The following is a 20,619-nucleotide window of genomic DNA, read 5'->3' as shown; positions in this document are numbered from 1 at the left end:
CGCGGATTCCTCGATCGATCGGTCGTCGGCATGGGTCAGGGGGCTTCTTCGGGGTCCGGCGGCAGGTTGGGGTTGCAGGACGCGCCGAAGGTCGCCGACGCGGGGCTGAGCCCCCACTGCGACCAGCTCGCCGTCACGCCGATGCCGTCCACGCGGATCGCCCCGACCGGCACGGCCCACGTGCCCGCCTCGTGCGGCACGACGGCGCCCGCCGCGTCGTAGTAGACCACACGGGAGGCGTCGAACTGGAACGCCGCGACGGTGCCGCCGGGACCGTTCGACGATGTTCCCGTCGGCGTGAGCGCGCCGCCGCCGACGCACGGCGACGCGAGCTGCCACGACGCCTGCAACTGGTAGGGAGCGCTGCCCGGGGCAGGCGCGACGGCGGACCAGTCCGTCGCGATGCCCCAGAACTCGTGCACGTAGCGGACGCGGATGCCGGGATCCTGGCCGAACGTGCCGCTGCCCGGGGACCACGCGTCGAACTGCACCCTGTTGCGGTTGGGGACCGGCTCGCTCGAGCGCGGGGTGTCCCGGATCACCCACTGCGCCCGGCCGGCCGACGGCACGACGTCGGGCGTGGCATCCACGACGAAGGTGTACCCGCGCGGAGCACGACCGGACTGCGCGGCGCGCACCGTCTTCGACGTCTCGGCGCGGGCGAAGGCCTCGTCGCCCCAGAAGGATTCGACGCACAGGACGAAGCGGTACTCCTCGCCGTCCGCGAGACCCGAGAAGGTCGCGGACGACCCGTCGGTCGTGACACGGCACGTCTGACCGTCGCGCACGATGCCGTAGCGCAGGCTCGAGCCGGTGCCGTTGAGCTGCGCCGACGCGCGCGCGGTCACGGTCGACGTGCCGTCGCCGTTCGACGTGGACTCGAGCACCAGGTCGGATGCGAGCGGGGCGCCGACGCCGTTGCCCCAGCCGATCGTCGAGGCGCCGGTCGGGCTGCCGCCGAGCCCCGGCGGCAGCTCGAAGCGCGAGTACGGCGTCACCGTGATCGGCGAGCGGGCGTTCGTGCCGAGGCGGTACGAACGCACGTCGAGCGTGCTCGACCCGCGGCCCACGGGCACGCGGACCGTGTCGCCCGTCGCGCTCGTGATCTCGACCGAGCCGGTGTCGCGGTCGAGTCCCTCGACCGTCAGGGCGACGATGCCCCCCTCTGCTCCGGCGGGCACGGGCCGGACGGTGACGGATGCCGGTGCGGCGGGTGCATCGTAGGCCCACGCGACCGTGCGCACGGAGGCGACGGACTGGCCGACCGCATTGCGCGCGAACGCCTCATAGGTGCGCGGTTCGCCGTTCGGCGCCGAGATCTCCGGGCACGCGCCGTCGGCAGGGCAGCGCGCGACCTCTCTGCCGTCGGACACGACGACGAAGCCCGTGAGCTCGGGATACGCCGCGCGCGCCGCGCCGGGGTCGATGCGCAGCGTGACCGATCCGTCGGCGTAGCCGGTCTGCGCGATCGAGGCGGGCCCCTTCGGGTAGCCGAGCAGGTCGAACACGATGCGGCCGTCGCGCTCGCCGTTCGTGCGGCGGCCCTGCGCGTCCTGCACGGAGAAGGCCGCGGTGCACGTCGTTCCCGCCGTGTCGGCGGTCCACGTCGCCGAGACGATGGTCGCGGAGACGCGGGCGAACGTCACGCCGCTGCACGAGCCGGCGTCCCGGATGGCGGCCACCTCGAGCGGAGTGCGCGGCAGCGGATTGACTTCGCCGGCAGCGCCGATGACCGTGAAGGTGCACGAGGACCCGGAGGCCTGCGAGCACTGCTGCGTCACCGAGCCGCCGCGCGGCAGGGTCGACGGCGCAGCGCCGACGCGCAGGATGAGCCGAGCCGGTGTCACATCGGCGTGGCTCGTGACCGACACGACGGCTGCCTCGTCGAGTCCCGGCACGGCGCGATCGGCGCCCGTCACGGTGACGATCGATCCGTCGAGCGAGGCGGTGAACGAGGTGCCGGTGTAATCCAGGGCGTAGGCGATCCCGGCCCAGTCGTCGCGCAGCTGCCAGGTCGTCATCGACCGCAGGTCGAACGTCGTCGTCTCGCCGGGGCCGACGGTCACCGATCCGGCCTTGAGCTCGGGCTGGGGGTCGCGCGCGCGCACGGTGATCGGCACGGACAGCTGCGTCCACTCGTCCTGCCCCTCGAGGCGCACGGCCACGCGACAGGCGTCGGTCCAGGGTGCGCCCGCGCCCGCGTCGTAGCGCACGCGTGTGCCGGCTTCGACGACGCACGCCGAATCGGGGCGCGCACCCGACGCGGTCGCCTCGCCGCCGACCTCGAGCCGGCTTCCGCGCGGCCTGGCGACGAGATCGGCCATGTCGAAGGTCACCGATTCCAGCTCGACGACCTGCGGCGCGGCGATCCCCGCGCGAAGGGCCAGAGTGACGTCGCCGTCGCCGGGCACGCGCAGGAACGCGTACGTGGTCACCTCGCCCGCGGCGCCTTCGCCCGACACGGCGAACGGGATGAGCTGCGTCCGAGCCGTGAGCGGTCCCCGGATCCGGGGCCCCGCGACCGAGACGTCGTCCGGATCGCCCCACAGCGAGAGGTCGAGGTCTTCGACCGTGCCCGCCGACCAGGCGACCTTGCCGCTGAGCACATCGACGCCGGTGGGGAACTCCTCCCGGGATTCGGCCGTCAAGACGGTGTCGCTCACGACGGGGTAGTCCGGCACGCTCTCGCGGACGACGCTGACGACGATGAGCCCGCGCGCCGTGTTGCCCGACGTCGACGCCACGTCATAGAGGAAGGACATCGTGCCCGGCTCCTGACCGGCCTCGACGACGACCGTCTGCTCGTCGACCGACAGCAACCGGGCCGCCAGACGGTCGAACTCGGGATTGGGCTCGCCCTCGACGAGCGTCTGGGGCAGATCCGGCCGCACGTCGGTGAGCGCGAGACGGCCCCCGACGGGGTCGATGTCGTTGGCGAGCGGCCGGACGCGGATCGACTTGCCCTCGCCCGCCTGCACCTGCACGTAGTCGGTGTAGGTCACCGGACTCGGATTCGACTGCGCGTCCAGCACCCCGATGCGCACGCGCGCATCTCCGCTCTCACCCGACGGATCGACGACGCGGTACGTGAACGACACCTGTCCGCGGTCACCCGCGACGCTCGTGTAGACGATGGACGTGCCGTCGGCGGACAGCGACGCCGACCCGCGCTCGGGCTGGGTCACGATGCTGTCGAGCGTCACGGTGTCGCCGTCGGGATCCATCTCGAACGGCGTGAAGTCGATCACGGTGGACTGTCCGCTGAGCACCCGGCCTTCGAGCCGCTCGGGCAGCGGTGCACGGTTCGCCTCGTCGCCCAGCACCTGCACCCGCACGGTCGCGACGTCGGCGAGCGCGGGCGAGCCCGTCGTGAAGACGGCGTAGTCGATCGTGTAGTCGCCCGGCTCGGTCGGGGCGAGATAGCGCAGCAGGTCTCCCGATGCGAACGCGAGGGCGTCGTCGGTCGACGAGACGACTCGCGACGGATCGAGCACGGGCCGCCCTCCCGCGGGAGCGACGTCGTTCTCGAGCACCGGGATGTCGATCTGGGTTCCGGCGCGCACGACGACGCGGTCGTCCACGGCGATCGGCGCGAGCTCGGGCGCGGGGGGCAGCAGATACACGGTCGCTTCGCCCTCGACGCGTGCGCCGGCGTCTTCGGTGCCGTCGCTCACGACGTAGCGCACCGTGCCCAGGCGCCCCGAGGCCCCCGACGCCGTCGCGCCCGAGACGCGCAGGTGTCGCTGACCGACGGCGTCGACCGAGAGACTGGCCCCCGCCTCGGGGGTCGCCTCGACATCGCTGAGCAGAAGCACGCGACGCGTCGGATTGTGCACCGCCTCGAGCACGTCGATCGTGGCGTCCTTCTGCGGGTGCACGAACGCGACGACGGGCGCTGTGGCGAGCTGCGGCGGGGCGTCCTCGGGGAGGATCGTGATGCGCGCCGTGCCGCTGCCCTCCTGAGCGCCGTCGGTCACCGTGAAGTCGACCCGGTACGTGCCGGCCGCACGCGCCGAGAAGTCGAACTCGGTCGTGCCGCCGACGATCGTCGCCGTCGCCGGTGCGTCGTCGAGCACGCGGACGGAAGAGAGCGACAGCATCCCCGTCGTGCCCGTCACGTGAGCCGTGACATCGACCGTCGTGCCGGGCGCCAGCACGTCGACGACGGCGAACGAGCGCACATCCAGCGCGGGCTGCGGTGTGACGCGGACGATCAGCGGCTCGACCGTCGTCGCGCCCCGCGCATCGGCGAAGGTCAGCGCGAGCTCGACGAGCTGCTCGCCGCCCGACCCGTCGTCGTCGTGCTGGTAGACGACCTCGCCACCGGGCGTCGCCGCGACGCTGCCGATGCCCGACGGGTTGTCGACCGACAGCAGCAGGACGGGGTCGCCTTCGGGATCGACCCAGCCGTGCAGCACCGGCACCGTGACGGTGCCGCCGCGGGCGACCTCGGGCTCGGGCCACTCCAGCAGACAGCGTTCGACTCCGCACCACTGCGGGGCCGTGTTGGCGGACTCCGGCGCGACCGTGATCGTCACGGTCGCGGGCTCGGACACGAGCCCGTCGTCGGAGGTGCCGTCGGTCACGGCGTACGAGAACGTGGCGGACCCCGTCGCCCCCGGCGCGACGCGCACCGTGAGCCGCTGCGCGTCGTCGGTGAGCGACACCGTCCCGAACCCCGGGTCGAGCCCGGTCACCGACTCGCCCACGATGCTGAGCACGTCCTCGTTGGGGTCGTGGTCGTTCATGAGCACCGGCAGCGCCGCGAGCGTCCCCGCCCGGACACCGAAGGAATCCGGTTCGGCCACGGGAGGCTTGGGGTCGAGCATGACCGGGAGCTCCTCATCGCTCACGACCGACTCCGCCTCGACGCGGTCGTCGAGGGACCAGTCCTGGCTCGATGGGACGAGCTCGCCGTCGGGGACCGTCCACACCCAGCCCGATCTGGTCTCGTTGAGCAGCAGCGCATCACGGCCCTCGACGAAGGTCGGCCGGCGCTGATCGGACAGCACGGCGTCGCCGTAGTCGAGCGGCACGGCCGCATCGTCGCGCGAGTTCCACAGCAGGCCGCCGGTGCCGCCCTGGCCGAGCCACGCGGCATAGACGTCGCCGTCGTGCACGACCGGTGCCGCCGGCACGCCGAGCACCGTGTCGCCGATGCCGTACGCCCGCGCGGCGGGCCCGTCGTCGACGGGAACCGTCACGACCGAGATCTCATCGGCGAGATACATCGCACCGCCGTGGGCATCGGGCTCGCCCACGACGACCGGCCCCGTCGTCGGGGCCTGCTCGGCGGCATCCGCCCCTCGTCGCCACAGCGTCCCGGTGTCGGTGTCGACGACGGCCCACGTGTCGCCCGCGGCCGTGATCGCGAGCGCTTCGGCCGCGTCGACCGCGACGGCATCGCGACCGCGCACCGTCGACGACGCGATGTCGTACCGCAGCACCGATCCGTCGGCGCGCGAGTAGGCGAACAGGATGCCGCGTTGGTCGACCGCGATCGCATCGGCGGTGTACCGCGGGCTGTCCTCGCCGTCGGCGAAGGGGGCGAGCTGTGCGGCATCGCCGAGCGAGAGCCGTCCGGCGAAGACGGCGCCGGCATCGGTCAGGTACGCGACGAAGTCATCGGCCGCGGCGACGTCGACCGTGCCCGTCGGCGTCGGCGTCGACACGTCGAGCGTCTCGTCGTCGAGGTCGGCGGGCTGCGCTTCGTCGATGCGTGTGATCGTGCTGAGGCTGTCGCTGAGAAGATACGCGGCGTCGGGAGCCTGCACCACGAGGTCGGGATTGCTGATGCTGCGGACGGTGTCGAGTTCGCCGACCGTCGTGTTGACGCGGGCGTAGCCGCGCCCGTCGGCGGTCTGCAGCGCCCACACCGATGCGTCGATCCGCGGGGTCTCCTTGGCGTCGAGACCGGGCCACACGATGCTCGCGGTCGTCACGAGCGCGACCGCGGCGGCCGCCGCGACGAGTCCGGCTGTCGTCCGGCGGCGCATCACAGCACACCCGTCGCGAACAGCACCGCGACGACCGCCGACGCGGCGACGACGACGGCTCCGCCGGCGATGCCCACGACGATCCCGATGCGACGCGGGCTCTCGGAGCCGGGTCCCGAGAACGCCGTGTCCTCGTCGCGTGCCAGGCCCGCGACGCCGGAATCGGTGTGGTCCTTGCGACGGCGCACGTGGTCGACGCTCGATCGAACGGGGCCGCGCAGCCCGGCATCCGAGAAGTCGACGCGTTCGGAGGCGGGCGCCCACTCGGTCTCGGGCACGTCGATCGGCGTCGGGGACACCCCTCGCTCGGTCTGCACCGCCTGCAGAGCCTCGGCGAACGCGCGCGCCGAGGGATGCCGCTTGGCGGGATCACGACTCAGCGCCTGCGCGAGCACGGCCTGGAGCGATGCGGGCACGTCGGTGCGCGCGATGTCGGTATACGAGGCCCGGGCGATCCGTCGCCGCAGGAGCTCCTTCGTGTTCTGGCCCCGCTCGCGGCGTTCGAACGGGCTCCGGCCCGCCAGCAGCGAGTAGACGGTGGCGCCGAGACTCCACACTTCGCTCGCGACGGTGCCCGCCGTCTGCTCGGCGACGACCTCCGGGGCGCTCCACGGGATCGACATGGCGAGCACCTCATCGGCGGTCTCGCGCAGCAGCGACGAGGAGATCCCGAAATCTGCGAGCACCGGCGTGCCGAATGTCGTGATGAGGATGTTGCTGGGCTTCACATCGCGGTGGAGCACGCCGGCGCGGTGCGCCGACTCGAGCGCGCTCGCCATGCGCACGCCGGTCGCGAGCACTTCGTCGACCGGGATCCGCTCGATGCGATAGCGCCGCGCGAGCGAACCGGGGCAGTTCTCCATGACGATGTAGGGACGGCCGTCGGCCGAGATGCCCGCCTGGTACACCGTCACGATCGCGGGGTGCGCGGACAGCCGTGCGAGCACGTCGGCCTCCGCGTTGAACATGCGCCGCAGGTCGGGATCGCGCACGTCGCTCGGCAGCACCTTGACCGCGACGTTGCGCCGGGGCATGTCCTGCTCGTACAGGAAGACGTCGGCGAATCCACCCGATCCGAGCGGGCGGATGTAGGCGAGCCCCGGAAGGAGCGGAGGGGCCGAGGGCAGGCGTGTGGCCACCGTTCCCTCCCCCAGGATCATCGCGCCGAGTGTTCAGCGCGGAGTCCGCGCCCACGCGCGAAGTGGGGCCATGCTAACAAAGCCGAAGCCGCTGATCCTGGTGACAGCGATCGTGTGTGCACAACCTCAGTCGCCGGGCGCGTTCGGGTCGAACGGCGCGTCGAGGGTGCGGGACAGATCCTCGAGCAGAGCGGCGATCTGCGGCTCGACATGCTGAGAGACCGCGGCCTGGATCCGCAGGCGATGCGGCAGCAGGACGGCGCACACTTCGCGGCCCACCATGTTGGCGTAGTCGTCGGCCAGGGCGACCTCTTGGCGCAGCGCCGCTTTGGCCTCTTCGGTGAGCGGTGGAAGCTCGGGAACCTGGGATTCGGCTTCTTCGGCCAGGCCCGAGAGGGTGAACAGGAACGGCGCGCCCGGCTGGGGTTCGGGGTCGAGCGGCATCCCCTCGAACTCGGGGGCGAGTCCCTCGGCGGGGCGATAGCTGCGCGCCCGGTTGCGCGCGGCCTGCTGATCGAGTTCGGCCTGCAGCATGGGAAGGTTGCGCGCCGTGTATTCCGCGACGGCGCGGTCGATGATCGCCTTGACGCGGATCGACAGGCCGTGCTGCACGCCGTGCGGCACATCGGCCCCCAGCCCCGCCGCCGACAGGATCGGAGAGCCGAAGCACCGTCGACACGGGGCGACGCGCCCGCGGTGCGTCGCGGGCTGCCAGCGTGGCAGCCACACGAGCCAGGCGTCCACCGCCTGGCTGACCTGCGTCTCGAGCGACCGCTCCACGCGATAACGCTATCCTCTCGGCACGCCCGATCCGGGTTCTTACGCCGTCACAGCGTCTCTTCGTCGTCGGATTCCCACGGCCAGCGCGGGCGACGAGCCCGCGTGCGCACGAGCGCGATGCCCGACCACGCGGCGACGAGGGCTGCCGCGGCGATCACCAGGCCGAACCCGGTCGTCGCGATGCGGCCCGCGACGGCAGTCGCGATCCCGACCGCCGTTCCCGTCGCGACGGCCATGATCCACAGCCCCGCGAGGTAGGCGAGGAACGACGCGACCATGACCCAGGCCGAGTTCCAGAACGACGGCTGAGTGCGCCGCACAGGACTCCACAGCGTCGCGCCGAACGCGACGATCGACAGCGTCGTCGCGGCCACGCCGGGAAGCGGGCCGAGGCCCGGCTCCTCGATGATGCTCTCATCGAGCGCGAGGGACAGCATCCCCAGTCCGAAGATGACCAGGGCGAGATAGCCCACCGTCGCGAAGACGACCGCGAGCGCCGGCGAGACGGGACCGCGGTCGGCCCCGTCACCCGGACGCCCGGTCGTCATGGCCGGACGAGCTGCGGGCCCGCCTCGAGCGTGCGCTCGTACTCACGCTGCGCTTCGATGTTGAGCTCGGTGACGCGCTTGCCGCGCGCGGCGGCCCATGCCCCGAACCAGATGGTGAGCTCGCGGCCCAGCACGAACGCGACGATCGCGAGCGGGGCGAGCAGCTGCGCTTCGACGAGCTCGGCCCCCTCGGAGGCCGTGAGCATCCAGAACGGCGCCTGGAAGAGCTGCCCGAGCAGGTGGCCGCCGTAGGCGGCGACGCCCACGAGCAGGCCCATGATGACCCAGGCCGCCCAGCGGCCGCGGTTGATGATCGCACCGAGCAGCCAGAACGCGATGAAGAACACGACCGTCGGCACCCACAGCGCCCACGTCGTGAGCCCGGCGACGGCATCCGTGGCGAAGGTCTCGGCGGTGACGTCGCCCTGGATGGCGCCGAAGCCGAGGGTCGCGCCGAGGTAGAGCACCGCGAAGGCGAGGGCCGCGAGCAAGCCGATCGCACCGGCGGCGGCACGATTGCCGCGCAGGCGCGGCGCCTCGGGCGCCTGCACGAAGATGGGCTGCGGCGACACGGCCGCCGGCGGCACGACGCTCTCGGCGATGGGCTCGGCGGGCGCGACGACGGGCTCGTAGACGGCGGTCGGCTCGTCGTCGGCGACGACGGTCTCGTCGATGACGATCGTCTCTTCGACGACGGCGGCTGGTTCCTCGACGGCGGAGGGCGGTTCCTCGTCGAGCGGCGCGTCGGTCGCCCACGAGGGCGGCTCTGCGGCCCACTCGTTCTCTGCCGACGGGGTCTCGTCGGAGAACACGGCCTCTTCTTCGACGACGATCTGCTCGTCCTCGACAGCGGCCGGCTCGTCGACGGCGTCGCGGCGGGCGGCCTCGGCGTCAGCGAGACCTTCGTGAGCACGCCCGACGACGTCGTCGACCGTTGTGGGTTCCTCGACCGGCTCGCCGTAGGACGACTTGGGGTCACTCATCGGAAGCACTCCTCACGCGGGGCCGCTCCCCGCATGTGCGAGGGTAACCCCGACAGGGCCTTCACACGCGTAGCCATGCCGCGCGACGCGCGACTGCGTCATCCCCAGATGTAGGCGGCCAGTCGGTTCGCGTAGTCCTCGGGGCGCCAGCCCGTCCCGACGATCGAGAGCCACACGTCGTCTCGCATGATGTGCTCTTCCCGCACGCCGCCCCTCGCGCGGGCGCATTCCAGCGCCGTCTCGGCGGTCGAGCACGAGAACCCCTGCGCCGAGAGCGCCGCCTGCGCGATGCCGATCGCGTCGGGCGAGATGACCGAGACGGTGGACGTGATCGACTCGTTCCGTCCGAGCGCCCACGCGCAGTTGACGGCGACGGTCGGCGCGAGCGCCTCGACGAGGTCGTCGGCTGCGATCACGGGTCGCGCGGTGTTCTGGCTGAGCAGCACGTCTCCGTGCCAGATGAGCTCGGCCCACAGCTGATCGGGATACAGGTCGCGACAGTCCAGCGGATCGCCGTCGGCGATCAGCTGGACGGGGGTTCGCTGGTTCTCGGCGTCCTCCTGCGCGTCCGCGTTCGCCCGCAGGGTGTCGCCGACCCAGTCCACGGCGGTCGGCACCATGGGTGCGGCGAGCCAGACCAGGCCCGCCACGACGGCGATGCACGCGAGCACCGAGGGTACGGCGATCCAGAGGTTTCGTCCCCCCGTGCGCGCCATGCCGTCCTCCTCCTCCACGGTAGACACCGGATGCCGCGTGGCCGTGTCGGCGCGCTGGGGAGGACTGTTCCCGTGGCTCGGGAACGACGAAGGCCCCCGGCGTGTGCCGGGGGCCTTCGTCGTTATCTCAGGAGATCTCGATACGCCCGCTGCGCGGGCTCCTCGATCTAGACCCGGGTCGCCTCAACGCTGCTTCGCAGCATTGACCCGAACCGCGTCTAGTTGTACGAGGTGAAGTCGCCGTCCGTCGAGAAGCTGTCGAAATCGACGTAGCTCAGGTCGGCGTCCGAGAACGCACCGTCCGAGGCGAAGATGCGGTTGGGGTACCGCTCGCTCTTGGCCTCTTCCGTCGCCTCGACCGTGACGTTGCGGTACTTCGCAAGGCCCGTGCCGGCGGGGATGAGCTTTCCGATGATGACGTTCTCCTTGAGGCCGACGAGCGGGTCGCTCTTGCCCTCCATGGCCGCCTGCGTCAGGACGCGGGTGGTCTCCTGGAACGATGCCGCCGACAGCCACGACTCGGTCGCGAGCGACGCCTTCGTGATACCCATCAGCTCGGGACGACCCGACGCGGGGCGCTTGCCCTCTGCCACCGTCTCGCGGTTGATCCGCTGGTACTTCTTGAAGTCCACCAGCTCACCCGGGAGCAGGGTCGTGTCGGCGTGGTCGACGACGGTGACCTTGCGCAGCATCTGGCGCACGATGACCTCGATGTGCTTGTCGTGGATCGGCACACCCTGCGAGCGGTACACGCCCTGCACGCCATTCACGAGGTACTTCTGCACCTCGCGGGCGCCCATGACGCGCATGACCTCCTTGGGGTCGAGCGTTCCGACCTGCATCTGCTGGCCGACCGTGACACGCTGGCCGTCCTCGACCAGCAGCGTCGCGCGCTTGAGCACGGGGTAGACGTGCGGCTCGTCGCCCGAGTCGGGCGTCAGGATGATCTTCTTCGACTTCTCGGTCTCGTCGATCGTGATGCGACCGTCGGACTCCGCGATCGGCGACGCGCCCTTGGGGGTACGCGCCTCGAAGAGCTCCTGCACGCGGGGAAGACCCTGCGTGATGTCGTCGGCCGAAGCCGAACCGCCGGTGTGGAACGTACGCATCGTGAGCTGCGTACCGGGCTCACCGATCGACTGGGCGGCGATGATGCCGACCGCCTCGCCGATGTCGACGATCTTGCCCGTCGCGAGCGAACGGCCGTAGCACTGCGCGCAGACGCCGACAGCCGAGTCGCACGTGAGCACGGAGCGGACCTTGATGGTCTCGACGCCGGCCTCGACGAGCGTGTTGATGAGCACGTCGCCCACGTCGTCACCCGCGGCGGCGAGCACCTCGCCCGAAGGCGATGTGACCTGCTCGGCGAGGGTCCGCGCGAACACCGAGTTCTCGACGTTGGCGTCCTTGATGAGCGCACCGTCGGTGCCGGGCGCCGCGATCGTGAACTCGAGGCCCTTGGTCGTGCCGCAGTCCTCCTCGCGGATGATGACATCCTGCGAGACGTCGACCAGACGACGCGTGAGGTAACCCGAGTCGGCCGTGCGAAGGGCCGTGTCGGCCAGTCCCTTGCGGGCACCGTGCGTCGCGATGAAGTACTCCGCGACCGACAGCCCCTCGCGGTACGAGGAGATGATCGGGCGAGGGATGATCTCACCCTTCGGGTTGTTCACGAGACCGCGCATACCCGCGATGTTGCGGATCTGCAGCCAGTTACCACGGGCGCCCGAGGACACCATGCGGTTGATCGTGTTGTCGGCGGGGAAGTTGTCCCGCATCGCCTTCTGGACTTCGTCGGTCGCCTCGGTCCAGATCTTGATGAGCTCCTGACGACGCTCGGCGTCGGTCGTGAGGCCCTTCTCGAACTGCGCCTGCACCTTGGCGGCCTGCTTCTCGTAGCCCGCCACGATCTCGCCCTTGTTGGGCGGGGTGAGGACATCCGAGAGCGCGACGGTGACACCCGAACGCGTGGCCCAGTAAAAGCCGGCGTCCTTGATCCGGTCGAGCGAAGCCGCGACCTCGACCTTGGGGTACTCCTCGGCGAGCTTGTTGACGATCTGCGACAGCTTGCCCTTGTCGGCCTGCTCGCGCACGAACGGGTAGCCCTTGGGCAGCGTGTCGTTGAAGATCGCCTGTCCGAGCGAGGCGTCCACGAGACCGTGGCGCTCGTAGCCCTCGGGGGCGTCGCCCTCGAGGAACGACAGGCCGGGGATGCGGATGCGCACCTTGGCCTGCAGGTCGAGCGTGCCTTCGTCCCGAGCGAGGATCGCCTCGCTGACCGAGCCGAACACACGACCTTCGCCCTGGGCGCCCTCGTTGACCGTGGTCAGGTGGTGGAGGCCGATGATCATGTCCTGCGAGGGCAGGGTCACCGGGCGGCCGTCCGACGGCTTCAGGATGTTGTTCGACGCGAGCATCAGGATGCGCGCTTCGGCCTGGGCCTCGACCGACAGCGGAAGGTGCACGGCCATCTGGTCACCGTCGAAGTCGGCGTTGAACGCCGCGCAGACGAGCGGGTGCAGCTGGATGGCCTTGCCCTCGACGAGCTGCGGCTCGAACGCCTGGATGCCCAGACGGTGCAGCGTGGGTGCGCGGTTGAGCAGCACGGGGCGCTCGCGGATGATCTCCTCGAGCACGTCCCACACCTCGGGACGCGTGCGCTCGACGGCGCGCTTGGCGGCCTTGATGTTCTGCGAGTGGCCGAGGTCGATCAGGCGCTTGATGACGAACGGCTTAAACAGCTCGAGGGCCATCTGCTTGGGCAGACCGCACTGGTGGAGCTTGAGCTGGGGTCCGACGATGATGACCGAACGACCCGAGTAGTCCACGCGCTTGCCGAGCAGGTTCTGACGGAACCGGCCCTGCTTGCCCTTGAGCATGTCGGACAGCGACTTCAGCGCACGGTTGCCGGTGCCCGTGACGGGGCGACCACGGCGGCCGTTGTCGAAGAGTGCGTCGACCGCTTCCTGCAGCATCCGCTTCTCGTTGTTGACGATGATCTCGGGAGCGCCGAGGTCGATCAGCCGGCGAAGACGGTTGTTGCGGTTGATGACGCGACGGTACAGGTCGTTGAGGTCGGAGGTCGCGAAGCGGCCACCGTCGAGCTGGACCATGGGGCGCAGCTCCGGCGGGATCACCGGAACGACGTCGAGCACCATCGAGGCGGGCGACATGCCCGTCTGCAGGAACGAGTTGACGACCTTCAGGCGCTTGATCGCGCGGATCTTGCGCTGACCCTTGCCCTCGGAGATCTGCAGGTGGAGGCTGTCCGCCTCAGCCTGCAGATCGAAGGCCTGCAGACGACGCTGGATCGACTCCGCGCCCATGTAGGCCTCGAAGTACTGGCCGAAGCGGTCCTGCAGCTCGTGGAAGATCTCGTCCTCGCCCTTGAGCGAGCCGACATCGAGGGTGCGGAAGTCCTCCCACACGCGCTCGAGCTTGGCGATCTGCTCGTCGGCGCCCTTGCGGGTCTGAGCCATCTCCTTCTCGGCGGCGTCCTTGACCTTCTTCTTCTGGTCGGCCTTGGCGCCCTCTTCCTCGAGCGCCGCGAGCTCTTCCTCCAGCTGCTGGAGGCGGGCTGCGACCTTGGCGTCACGGCGGTCGCCGAGCGTCTTGATCTCGAGACGGATGTTGTTCTCCTGCGTCGCGAGGTCGCGGTGACGCGCCTCTTCGTCGACGGAGATCACCATGTAGGCGGCGAAGTAGATGACCTTCTCGAGGTCCTTCGGCGCCATGTCCAGCAGGTAGCCCAGACGCGAAGGAACGCCCTTGAAGTACCAGATGTGCGTGACGGGCGCGGCGAGCTCGATGTGGCCCATGCGCTCGCGGCGGACCGAGGACTTGGTGACCTCGACGCCGCAGCGCTCGCAGACGATGCCCTTGAAGCGGACGCGCTTGTACTTGCCGCAGGCGCACTCCCAGTCGCGGGAGGGTCCGAAGATCTGCTCGCCGAAGAGGCCGTCCTTCTCGGGCTTGAGCGTGCGGTAGTTGATGGTCTCGGGCTTCTTGACCTCGCCGTACGACCAACGACGGATGTCGTCGGCGGTGGCGAGACCGATGCGAAGCTCATCGAAAGTTGTTGATTCGAGCACTAGTCTCAGTTCTCCTGTGTCGGAATTCTTAGTGAGTCAGTCGTTGATCTGAGCTTGCCGAAGCGTCAGATCTCGTCGATCGAGGATGACTCGAAGCGGCTGGAGATGTTGATACCCAGTTCCTCTGCCGCGCGGAAGGCGTCGTCGTCCGTGTCGCGGAGGTTGACCGGCGTACCGTCGGCCGAGAGCACCTCGACGTTCAGGCAGAGCGACTGCATCTCCTTCATGAGGACCTTGAACGACTCGGGGATGCCGGGCTCCTGGATGTTCTCGCCCTTGACGATCGCCTCGTAGACCTTGACGCGGCCGAGGATGTCGTCGGACTTGATCGTGAGGAGCTCCTGCAGCGCGTATGCGGCGCCGTAGGCCTCGAGCGCCCACACCTCCATCTCGCCGAACCGCTGGCCGCCGAACTGGGCCTTACCGCCCAGGGGCTGCTGCGTGATCATCGAGTAGGGGCCCGTCGAACGCGCGTGGATCTTGTCGTCGACGAGGTGGTGCAGCTTCAGGATGTACATGTAGCCGACCGAGATGGGTGCCGGGAACGGCTCGCCGGAGCGGCCGTCGAACAGCCGCGTCTTGCCCGTCGAGTCGATGAGGCGCTCACCGTCGCGCGTGGGGAGGGTCGAGTCGAGCAGACCGGCGATCTCCTCCTCGAACGCACCGTCGAACACGGGGGTCGCGACCTTCGTGCCGGGGGCGGCCTCACGAGCGGTGTCGGGCAGGCCCATGGCCCACTCCGGCGTCCCTTCGACCTTCCAGCCCTGCTGGGCGATCCAGCCGAGGTGCAGCTCGAGGACCTGGCCGAAGTTCATTCGACCGGGGATGCCGAGCGGGTTCAGGACGACCTGGACCGGCGTGCCGTCCGCGAGGAACGGCATGTCCTCGACAGGGAGGATCTTCGCGATGACGCCCTTGTTGCCGTGGCGGCCGGCGAGCTTGTCACCCTCGGTGATCTTGCGCTTCTGGGCGATGTAGACCACGACGCGGCGGTTGACGCCCGAGCCGAGCTCGTCGTCGCCGTCCTCGGCGTTGAACTCCTTGACGGCGATGATCGTGCCCTGCTCACCGTGGGGAACCTTCAGCGACGTGTCGCGCACTTCGCGGCTCTTCTCGTTGAAGATCGCGCGGAGCAGGCGCTCCTCGGCCGACAGCTCGGTCTCGCCCTTGGGCGTGACCTTGCCGACGAGGATGTCGCCGGGGCGGACCTCGGCGCCGATGCGGATGATGCCGCGCTCGTCGAGGTCCTTCAGCAGGTCGGGGCTGACGTTGGGGAGGTCACGGGTGATCTCCTCCTTGCCGAGCTTCGTGTCACGGGCATCCACCTCGTACTCCTCGATGTGGATCGAGGAGAGGGTGTCGTCCTTCACGAGCTCCTGGCTGAGGATGATCGCATCCTCGAAGTTGTGGCCTTCCCACATCATGAACGCGACGAGGAGGTTCTTGCCGAGCGCGAGCTCGCCGTTCTCCGTCGCCGGTCCGTCGGCGATGACCTCGCCGACCTCGACGCGGTCGCCGGCCGAGACCACGACGCGCTGGTTGTAGGACGTGCCCTGGTTGGAGCGGTCGAACTTGCGCAGGTAGTAGTCCTGCGTGCCGCCCTCGTCGAGCTGGACCGTGACGACGTCGGCCGAGACCTCGGCGACGACACCGGCCTTGGCTGCCGTGACGACGTCACCGGCGTCGATCGCGGCGTAGCCCTCCATGCCGGTGCCCACGACGGGCGAATCCGAGCGCAGGAGCGGAACGGCCTGACGCTGCATGTTCGCGCCCATGAGCGCGCGGTTGGCGTCGTCGTGCTCGAGGAACGGGATGAGCGACGTCGCGACCGAGACCATCTGGCGCGGCGAGACGTCCATGTAGCCGATCTCGTCGGCGTGGAAGAGGTCGACCTCGCCGCCCTGACCGCGACGGGCGAGGACGCGCTCGTCGGCGAACGAACCGTCGTCCGCGAGCTCGACTCCGGCCTGCGCGACGATGTAGTCGCTCTCGACCGATGCCGTCAGGTAGTCGATCTGGTCGGTGACCTTGCCGTCGACGACCTTGCGGTACGGCGTCTCGATGAAGCCGAACGCGTTGATGCGCGCGAACGATGCGAGCGAGCCGATGAGACCGATGTTCGGTCCTTCCGGCGTCTCGATCGGGCACATGCGGCCGTAGTGCGAGGGGTGCACGTCACGGACCTCGACGCCGGCGCGCTCACGGCTCAGACCACCGGGGCCGAGCGCCGACAGGCGGCGCTTGTGGGTCAGGCCCGCGAGCGGGTTGTTCTGATCCATGAACTGCGACAGCTGGCTCGTTCCGAAGAACTCCTTGATCGCGGCGACGACGGGACGCACGTTGATGAGCGTCTGCGGCGTGATGGCCTCGATGTCCTGCGTCGTCATGCGCTCGCGCACGACGCGCTCCATACGGGACAGACCCGTGCGGACCTGGTTCTGGATGAGCTCGCCGACGGCGCGGATGCGACGGTTGCCGAAGTTGTCGATGTCGTCGATGTCCAGGCGGATCTCGGCCGGCTTGCCCTCGCGGACGCCGTCGAAGACGTCGTCGCCGCGGTGCAGGCGCACGAGGTACTTGATCGTCGCGACGATGTCGTCGACGGTGAGCACCGAGTCGCTCAGCGGCGTGTCGAGACCGAGCTTGTGGTTGATCTTGTAGCGACCGACCTTCGCGAGGTCGTAGCGCTTGGGGTTGAAGTAGAAGTTGTCCAGCAGCGCGCGGGCGGCCTCGGCGGCGACCTGCTCGCCCGGACGGAGCTTGCGGTAGATGTCGCGGAGGGCGTCTTCCTTCGAGAGGATCGTGTCCTTCGCGAGGGTCTCCTCGATCGAGTCGAAGCCGGCGAACTCGTTCTGGATGTCCTCCGTCGTCAGGCCCAGGGCCTTGAGGAAGACGGTGACCGACTGCTTGCGCTTGCGGTCGATGCGCACGCCGACCTGGTCGCGCTTGTCGATCTCGAACTCGAGCCACGCACCGCGGCTGGGGATGACGCGCGCCGAGACGATGTCCTTGTCGCTGGTCTTGTCCGGGGTCTTGTCGAAGTAGACGCCGGGCGAGCGCACGAGCTGCGAGACGACGACACGCTCGGTGCCGTTGATGATGAACGTGCCCTTGCCGGTCTGCAGGGGGAAGTCGCCCATGAAGACGGTCTGCGTCTTGATCTCACCGGTCTGGTGGTTCATGAACTCGGCTTCGACGTAGAGCGGGGCGGCGTAGGTCTTGCCGCGCTCCTTGCACTCGTCGATCGAGTACTTCTCAGGCTCGAGGTAGGGGTTGGTGAACGAGAGCTGCATCGTCTCGCTCAGGTCCTCGATGGGCGAGATCTCCTCGAAGATCTCCTCGAGACCGCTGATCTCGGGGACGTCCGTGCGTCCGATGGCCTTCGCAGCCGCGACGCGTGTCTTCCACGCGTCGTTGCCGACGAGCCAGTCGAAGGACTCCGTCTGCAGCGCGAGGAGGTCGGGGACCTCCAGCGTGTCGGAGACCTTGGCGAACGAGAGGCGTGAAGCGCCGCGTCCGCTCTTGGGGGTGGTGGGGTTGGATGCGTTGCGCGCAGCAGCCAAGGGGAATACCTCCGTGAGCCCGTGGGCCCGTTTCCTTGTCGTCAGGTGGAGTGCTCCGTCCTCCCGAAGCCCGGCGCCACGCGCGCGAGACTCCGATGGAGAGTGACGCGGGGGCACACGGGCACAGCCGACCACCATATGAGGGCAGGGGAACCAGAGCGCAACTACCGACTATACGTCTCAGGACGCGCCGTGTCCAGCCGGATTCTTGACGAGCATCCGAAGCTGCGGTATAAACGCGCGCTGACTCACCCGATCGGGGTGCGCGCATGCCGGAACCGCAGGCGTGTCCCCGGCCGCGCTTGCGCGAGCAGATCCAGCGCGGCATCCGTGGCGACCGCGATGACCGGATACCCGCCCGTCACGGGACCGTCGACGCCGAGCACGACGGGGCGTCCGTCGTGAGGCACCTGCAGCGCGCCGGGCACCATGCCCTCACTCGGCAGCTCGTCGCGGCGCGCGCGGACCAGTTCGGGTCCCTCGAGCCTGATCCCGACACGGTCGGCCGCGGGCGAGACGGTCCAGACCGCCGCGAAGAGCACATCGAGGGCGGATGCCGCGAACCAGTCGGCGCGCGGACCGGGTGCCAGGTCGATCTCGAGCTCGTCGTCCTGCGGGGCTCCCCAGGGCGCGATGTCGGCGATCGGGATGGGACGGGCGGGAGCGGGGCCGATCGGGATCACGTCGCCCGCGGCGAGCCGGCGCGGGCCCAGTCCCGCCCGGATGTCCGTCGACCGGGATCCGAGCACCGCCGCGGGCTCGCAGCCGCCGCGCACCGCGAGGTAGGCCCGTGTGCCGTGCGCGAAGACGTCGACCTGCAGTTCGCTGCCCGCGGGCCAGGCCTGCGCGGTGTACGGGTCGATCGGGCGGCCGTCCAGCGTGAGCGACCCCCAGGCCCCCGCGACGGCGATCCACGCGTCGACCTCGGCGACGGCGCGGAAGCCGCCCATCGTGATCTCGATCGCCGCGGCGCCTTCGTCGTTGCCGACGAGCCGGTTGGCCGTGCGCAGTGCGCCTCGGTCGGCGGCGCCGGACCGCGCGACGCCGAGCGCCGCGTTCCCGGTCCGGCCGAGGTCCTGCACGGTCGCGAGCATCCCCGTCGCCTCGACCCGCACCCCCCGCTGCCCGTGACCGCGAGACTGCAACGGCGCGCCGAGACCGTGGGGTTCACCCGCAGTCTCGGCCTGCGTTTGCAGTCTCGCGGTCGATGCGGGGACGGGGGCGGGCGCGGGGACGGGGACGGTCGACGTGGTCGACACGGGGGCGGGGGCGGGCACGGACACGGCCGCCGCGGCGACCGGCGCCGCGGGAACGGGGCGGAACCGCACGCGCGTGCCGGGGGCGAGCAGGGCCGGGGATGCCGCACCCTCCGCCGCCGTACGCCACAGCGGCGCCGAGGTCGTGCCGATGAGCCGCCAGCCGCCCGGCGATTCCCGTGGGTACGCGCCCGTGAACCGGGCGGCGAGGCCCACCGCCCCGGCGGGCACGCGCGTGCGGGGAGTCGCCCGTCGGGGCACGTCGAACGGCCAAGCGTCGCTCACGAGGTAGCCGAACCCCGGCGCGAACCCCGTGAACGCGACCGACCACTCGGCGCTCGCGTGGCGGCGCACGAGCTCATCGGCCGTCATACCGAGGAGCTCCGCCGTCTCGGACAGGTCGGCGCCGTCGTAGACGACCTCGAGGTCGACGGCGGAACCCTCGCCGCGCGGCGGGCCGGCGGCCCCGGCATCCGCGCCCAGCGCCCACGCCCGCGCGGCCGCCGGCGTCAGTCGCGCGGGATCGACGACGACCAGCACCGTCCGCGCGGCCGGCACGAGCTCGACGACCCCTTCGGGGCGGGATGCCGCGAGCCGGCCGTGCAGCGCCAGCACATCGTCGATCGAATCGGTCTCGAGGAGCAGGGCCCGCTCGCCCATCGGCCGCACGCGCACGGTCACCACGGCGATCGCACCTCAACCCCCTCGGCGTCCAGCGCCGCGCGCACGCGCCGGGCGATCGCCACGGCGCCGGGCGAATCGCCGTGCACGCAGAGGGATGCGGCATCCGGTCTGACGAGCCCGCCGTCGACGGCGACGAGGACCCCCTCGACGGCGAGGCGAACGGCGCGATCGGCGATCTCGGCGGGATCGTGCAGCACGTCGCCGGGCGCCCCACGCGCGACGAGGCCGCCCGTCGCGCGGTATCCGCGGTCGAGGAACGCCTCGCGCACGAACGGGATGCCGCGCTGCTCGGCGTTGAAGGCGATCTCGCCGTCGAGTCCGAGGATCGGGATGCCGCGCCCCAATCGCGCCGACAGATCCGCGACAGCATCCACGACGAGGGCTGCTTCGACCGGGTCGCGCGACACGGAGTGGTAGAGCGCGCCGTGCGGCTTGACGTAGCGGACGTCGGCTCCCGCCGAGACGAGCGCGTCCAGCTGGCGGGCGATCGCGTCGGCGAGGTCGCCCGGGTTGATCGCGATGCGCGTGCGACCGAATCCGGCGCGGTCCGGGTAGGACGGATGCGCGCCCACGGCGACGCCGTACCGCGCCGACCGCTCGACGGCCGCGCGCAGCGACGCGGCGTCTCCCGCATGTCCGCCGCACGCGATGTTCGCGCTCGAGATGAGGGCGAACATCGCCTCGTCGTCGGCCGTCGGCACGCCGTCGATCGTCTCGCCCAGATCGGCGTTGAGATCGATCGCCACCATGCGTCCCACGGTAGCCGCGTCGCGCGCGCCCGGCTCCGCTCCGCCGCGCCTCCCCCCGTTGACCCGCCCCCTTCGTTGACTTGCGCCCCGTGTCGATGACACGCCGGCGTGTCG

The 20,619-nt window shown here is 70.4% G+C and carries 10 protein-coding genes; all 10 read right to left on the bottom strand.

Translation table 11 applies throughout. The annotated features are described in order from the left end of the window. Positions 1–35: 35 nt before the first annotated feature. The 10 genes from ACWICD_RS00480 to ACWICD_RS00435 all read right to left on the bottom strand — a co-directional run bounded on the left by ACWICD_RS00480 (position 36) and on the right by ACWICD_RS00435 (position 20,505). Positions 36–5,996, bottom strand: a complete 5,961-nt coding sequence (locus ACWICD_RS00480) for an Ig-like domain-containing protein (RefSeq protein ID WP_454139227.1) — start codon at positions 5,994–5,996, stop codon at positions 36–38. Beyond that, on the bottom strand, positions 5,996–7,135 hold the full coding sequence (locus ACWICD_RS00475) for a serine/threonine-protein kinase (RefSeq protein WP_454138977.1): 1,140 nt from the start codon (positions 7,133–7,135) through the stop codon (positions 5,996–5,998). Before ACWICD_RS00475 ends, ACWICD_RS00480 begins: the two co-directional genes overlap by 1 nt. Positions 7,136–7,261: 126 nt before the next feature. After that, positions 7,262–7,915 carry a spermidine/putrescine ABC transporter substrate-binding protein gene (locus ACWICD_RS00470; RefSeq protein ID WP_376131052.1) on the bottom strand — a complete coding sequence of 218 codons (654 nt, stop codon included), beginning with the start codon at positions 7,913–7,915 and terminating at the stop codon, positions 7,262–7,264. Between the two features lie 47 nt (positions 7,916–7,962). Continuing rightward, positions 7,963–8,463, bottom strand: coding sequence for a hypothetical protein (locus ACWICD_RS00465; RefSeq protein WP_454138976.1), 501 nt, complete (start codon positions 8,461–8,463; stop codon positions 7,963–7,965). Beyond that, complete coding sequence (locus ACWICD_RS00460; protein WP_454138975.1) at positions 8,460–9,446, bottom strand: ABC transporter; 987 nt, start codon at positions 9,444–9,446, stop codon at positions 8,460–8,462. The genes ACWICD_RS00465 and ACWICD_RS00460 overlap by 4 nt, the downstream gene beginning before the upstream one ends. A gap of 98 nt (positions 9,447–9,544) precedes the next feature. Next, a complete protein-coding gene (locus ACWICD_RS00455; RefSeq protein ID WP_454138974.1) occupies positions 9,545–10,162 on the bottom strand; it encodes a hypothetical protein in 618 nt (205 codons plus the stop codon). A 218-nt stretch (positions 10,163–10,380) separates the two neighbouring features. Further along, entirely contained in the window at positions 10,381–14,253 is a 3,873-nt protein-coding gene (gene rpoC, locus ACWICD_RS00450) for a DNA-directed RNA polymerase subunit beta' (protein ID WP_376130853.1), read from the bottom strand. A gap of 65 nt (positions 14,254–14,318) precedes the next feature. Next, positions 14,319–17,816 carry a DNA-directed RNA polymerase subunit beta gene (gene rpoB / locus ACWICD_RS00445; RefSeq protein WP_376130856.1) on the bottom strand — a complete coding sequence of 1,166 codons (3,498 nt, stop codon included), beginning with the start codon at positions 17,814–17,816 and terminating at the stop codon, positions 14,319–14,321. 248 nt (positions 17,817–18,064) lie between these two features. Next, positions 18,065–19,756, bottom strand: coding sequence for a 5-oxoprolinase subunit B/C family protein (locus ACWICD_RS00440; protein WP_454138973.1), 1,692 nt, complete (start codon positions 19,754–19,756; stop codon positions 18,065–18,067). Next, positions 19,750–20,505 carry a LamB/YcsF family protein gene (locus ACWICD_RS00435; protein ID WP_376130862.1) on the bottom strand — a complete coding sequence of 252 codons (756 nt, stop codon included), beginning with the start codon at positions 20,503–20,505 and terminating at the stop codon, positions 19,750–19,752. Before ACWICD_RS00435 ends, ACWICD_RS00440 begins: the two co-directional genes overlap by 7 nt. Positions 20,506–20,619: the final 114 nt, after the last annotated feature.

It is taken from the genome of Microbacterium sp. NPDC055357 (assembly GCF_053644835.1).
The sequence above is the reverse complement of the archived record's forward strand: the minus strand, read 5'-3'. Positions and strand labels throughout refer to the sequence as shown.

What these genes read in the sequence shown, in the direction of transcription:
- ACWICD_RS00480 (WP_454139227.1), bottom strand. Translation starts at nt 5,996, where the DNA reads ATGCGCCGCCGGACGACAGCCGGACTCGTCGCGGCGGCCGCCGCGGTC.
- ACWICD_RS00455 (WP_454138974.1), bottom strand. Translation starts at nt 10,162, where the DNA reads ATGGCGCGCACGGGGGGACGAAACCTCTGGATCGCCGTACCCTCGGTG.
- ACWICD_RS00435 (WP_376130862.1), bottom strand. Translation starts at nt 20,505, where the DNA reads ATGGTGGCGATCGATCTCAACGCCGATCTGGGCGAGACGATCGACGGC.
- ACWICD_RS00460 (WP_454138975.1), bottom strand. Translation starts at nt 9,446, where the DNA reads ATGAGTGACCCCAAGTCGTCCTACGGCGAGCCGGTCGAGGAACCCACA.
- ACWICD_RS00465 (WP_454138976.1), bottom strand. Translation starts at nt 8,463, where the DNA reads ATGACGACCGGGCGTCCGGGTGACGGGGCCGACCGCGGTCCCGTCTCG.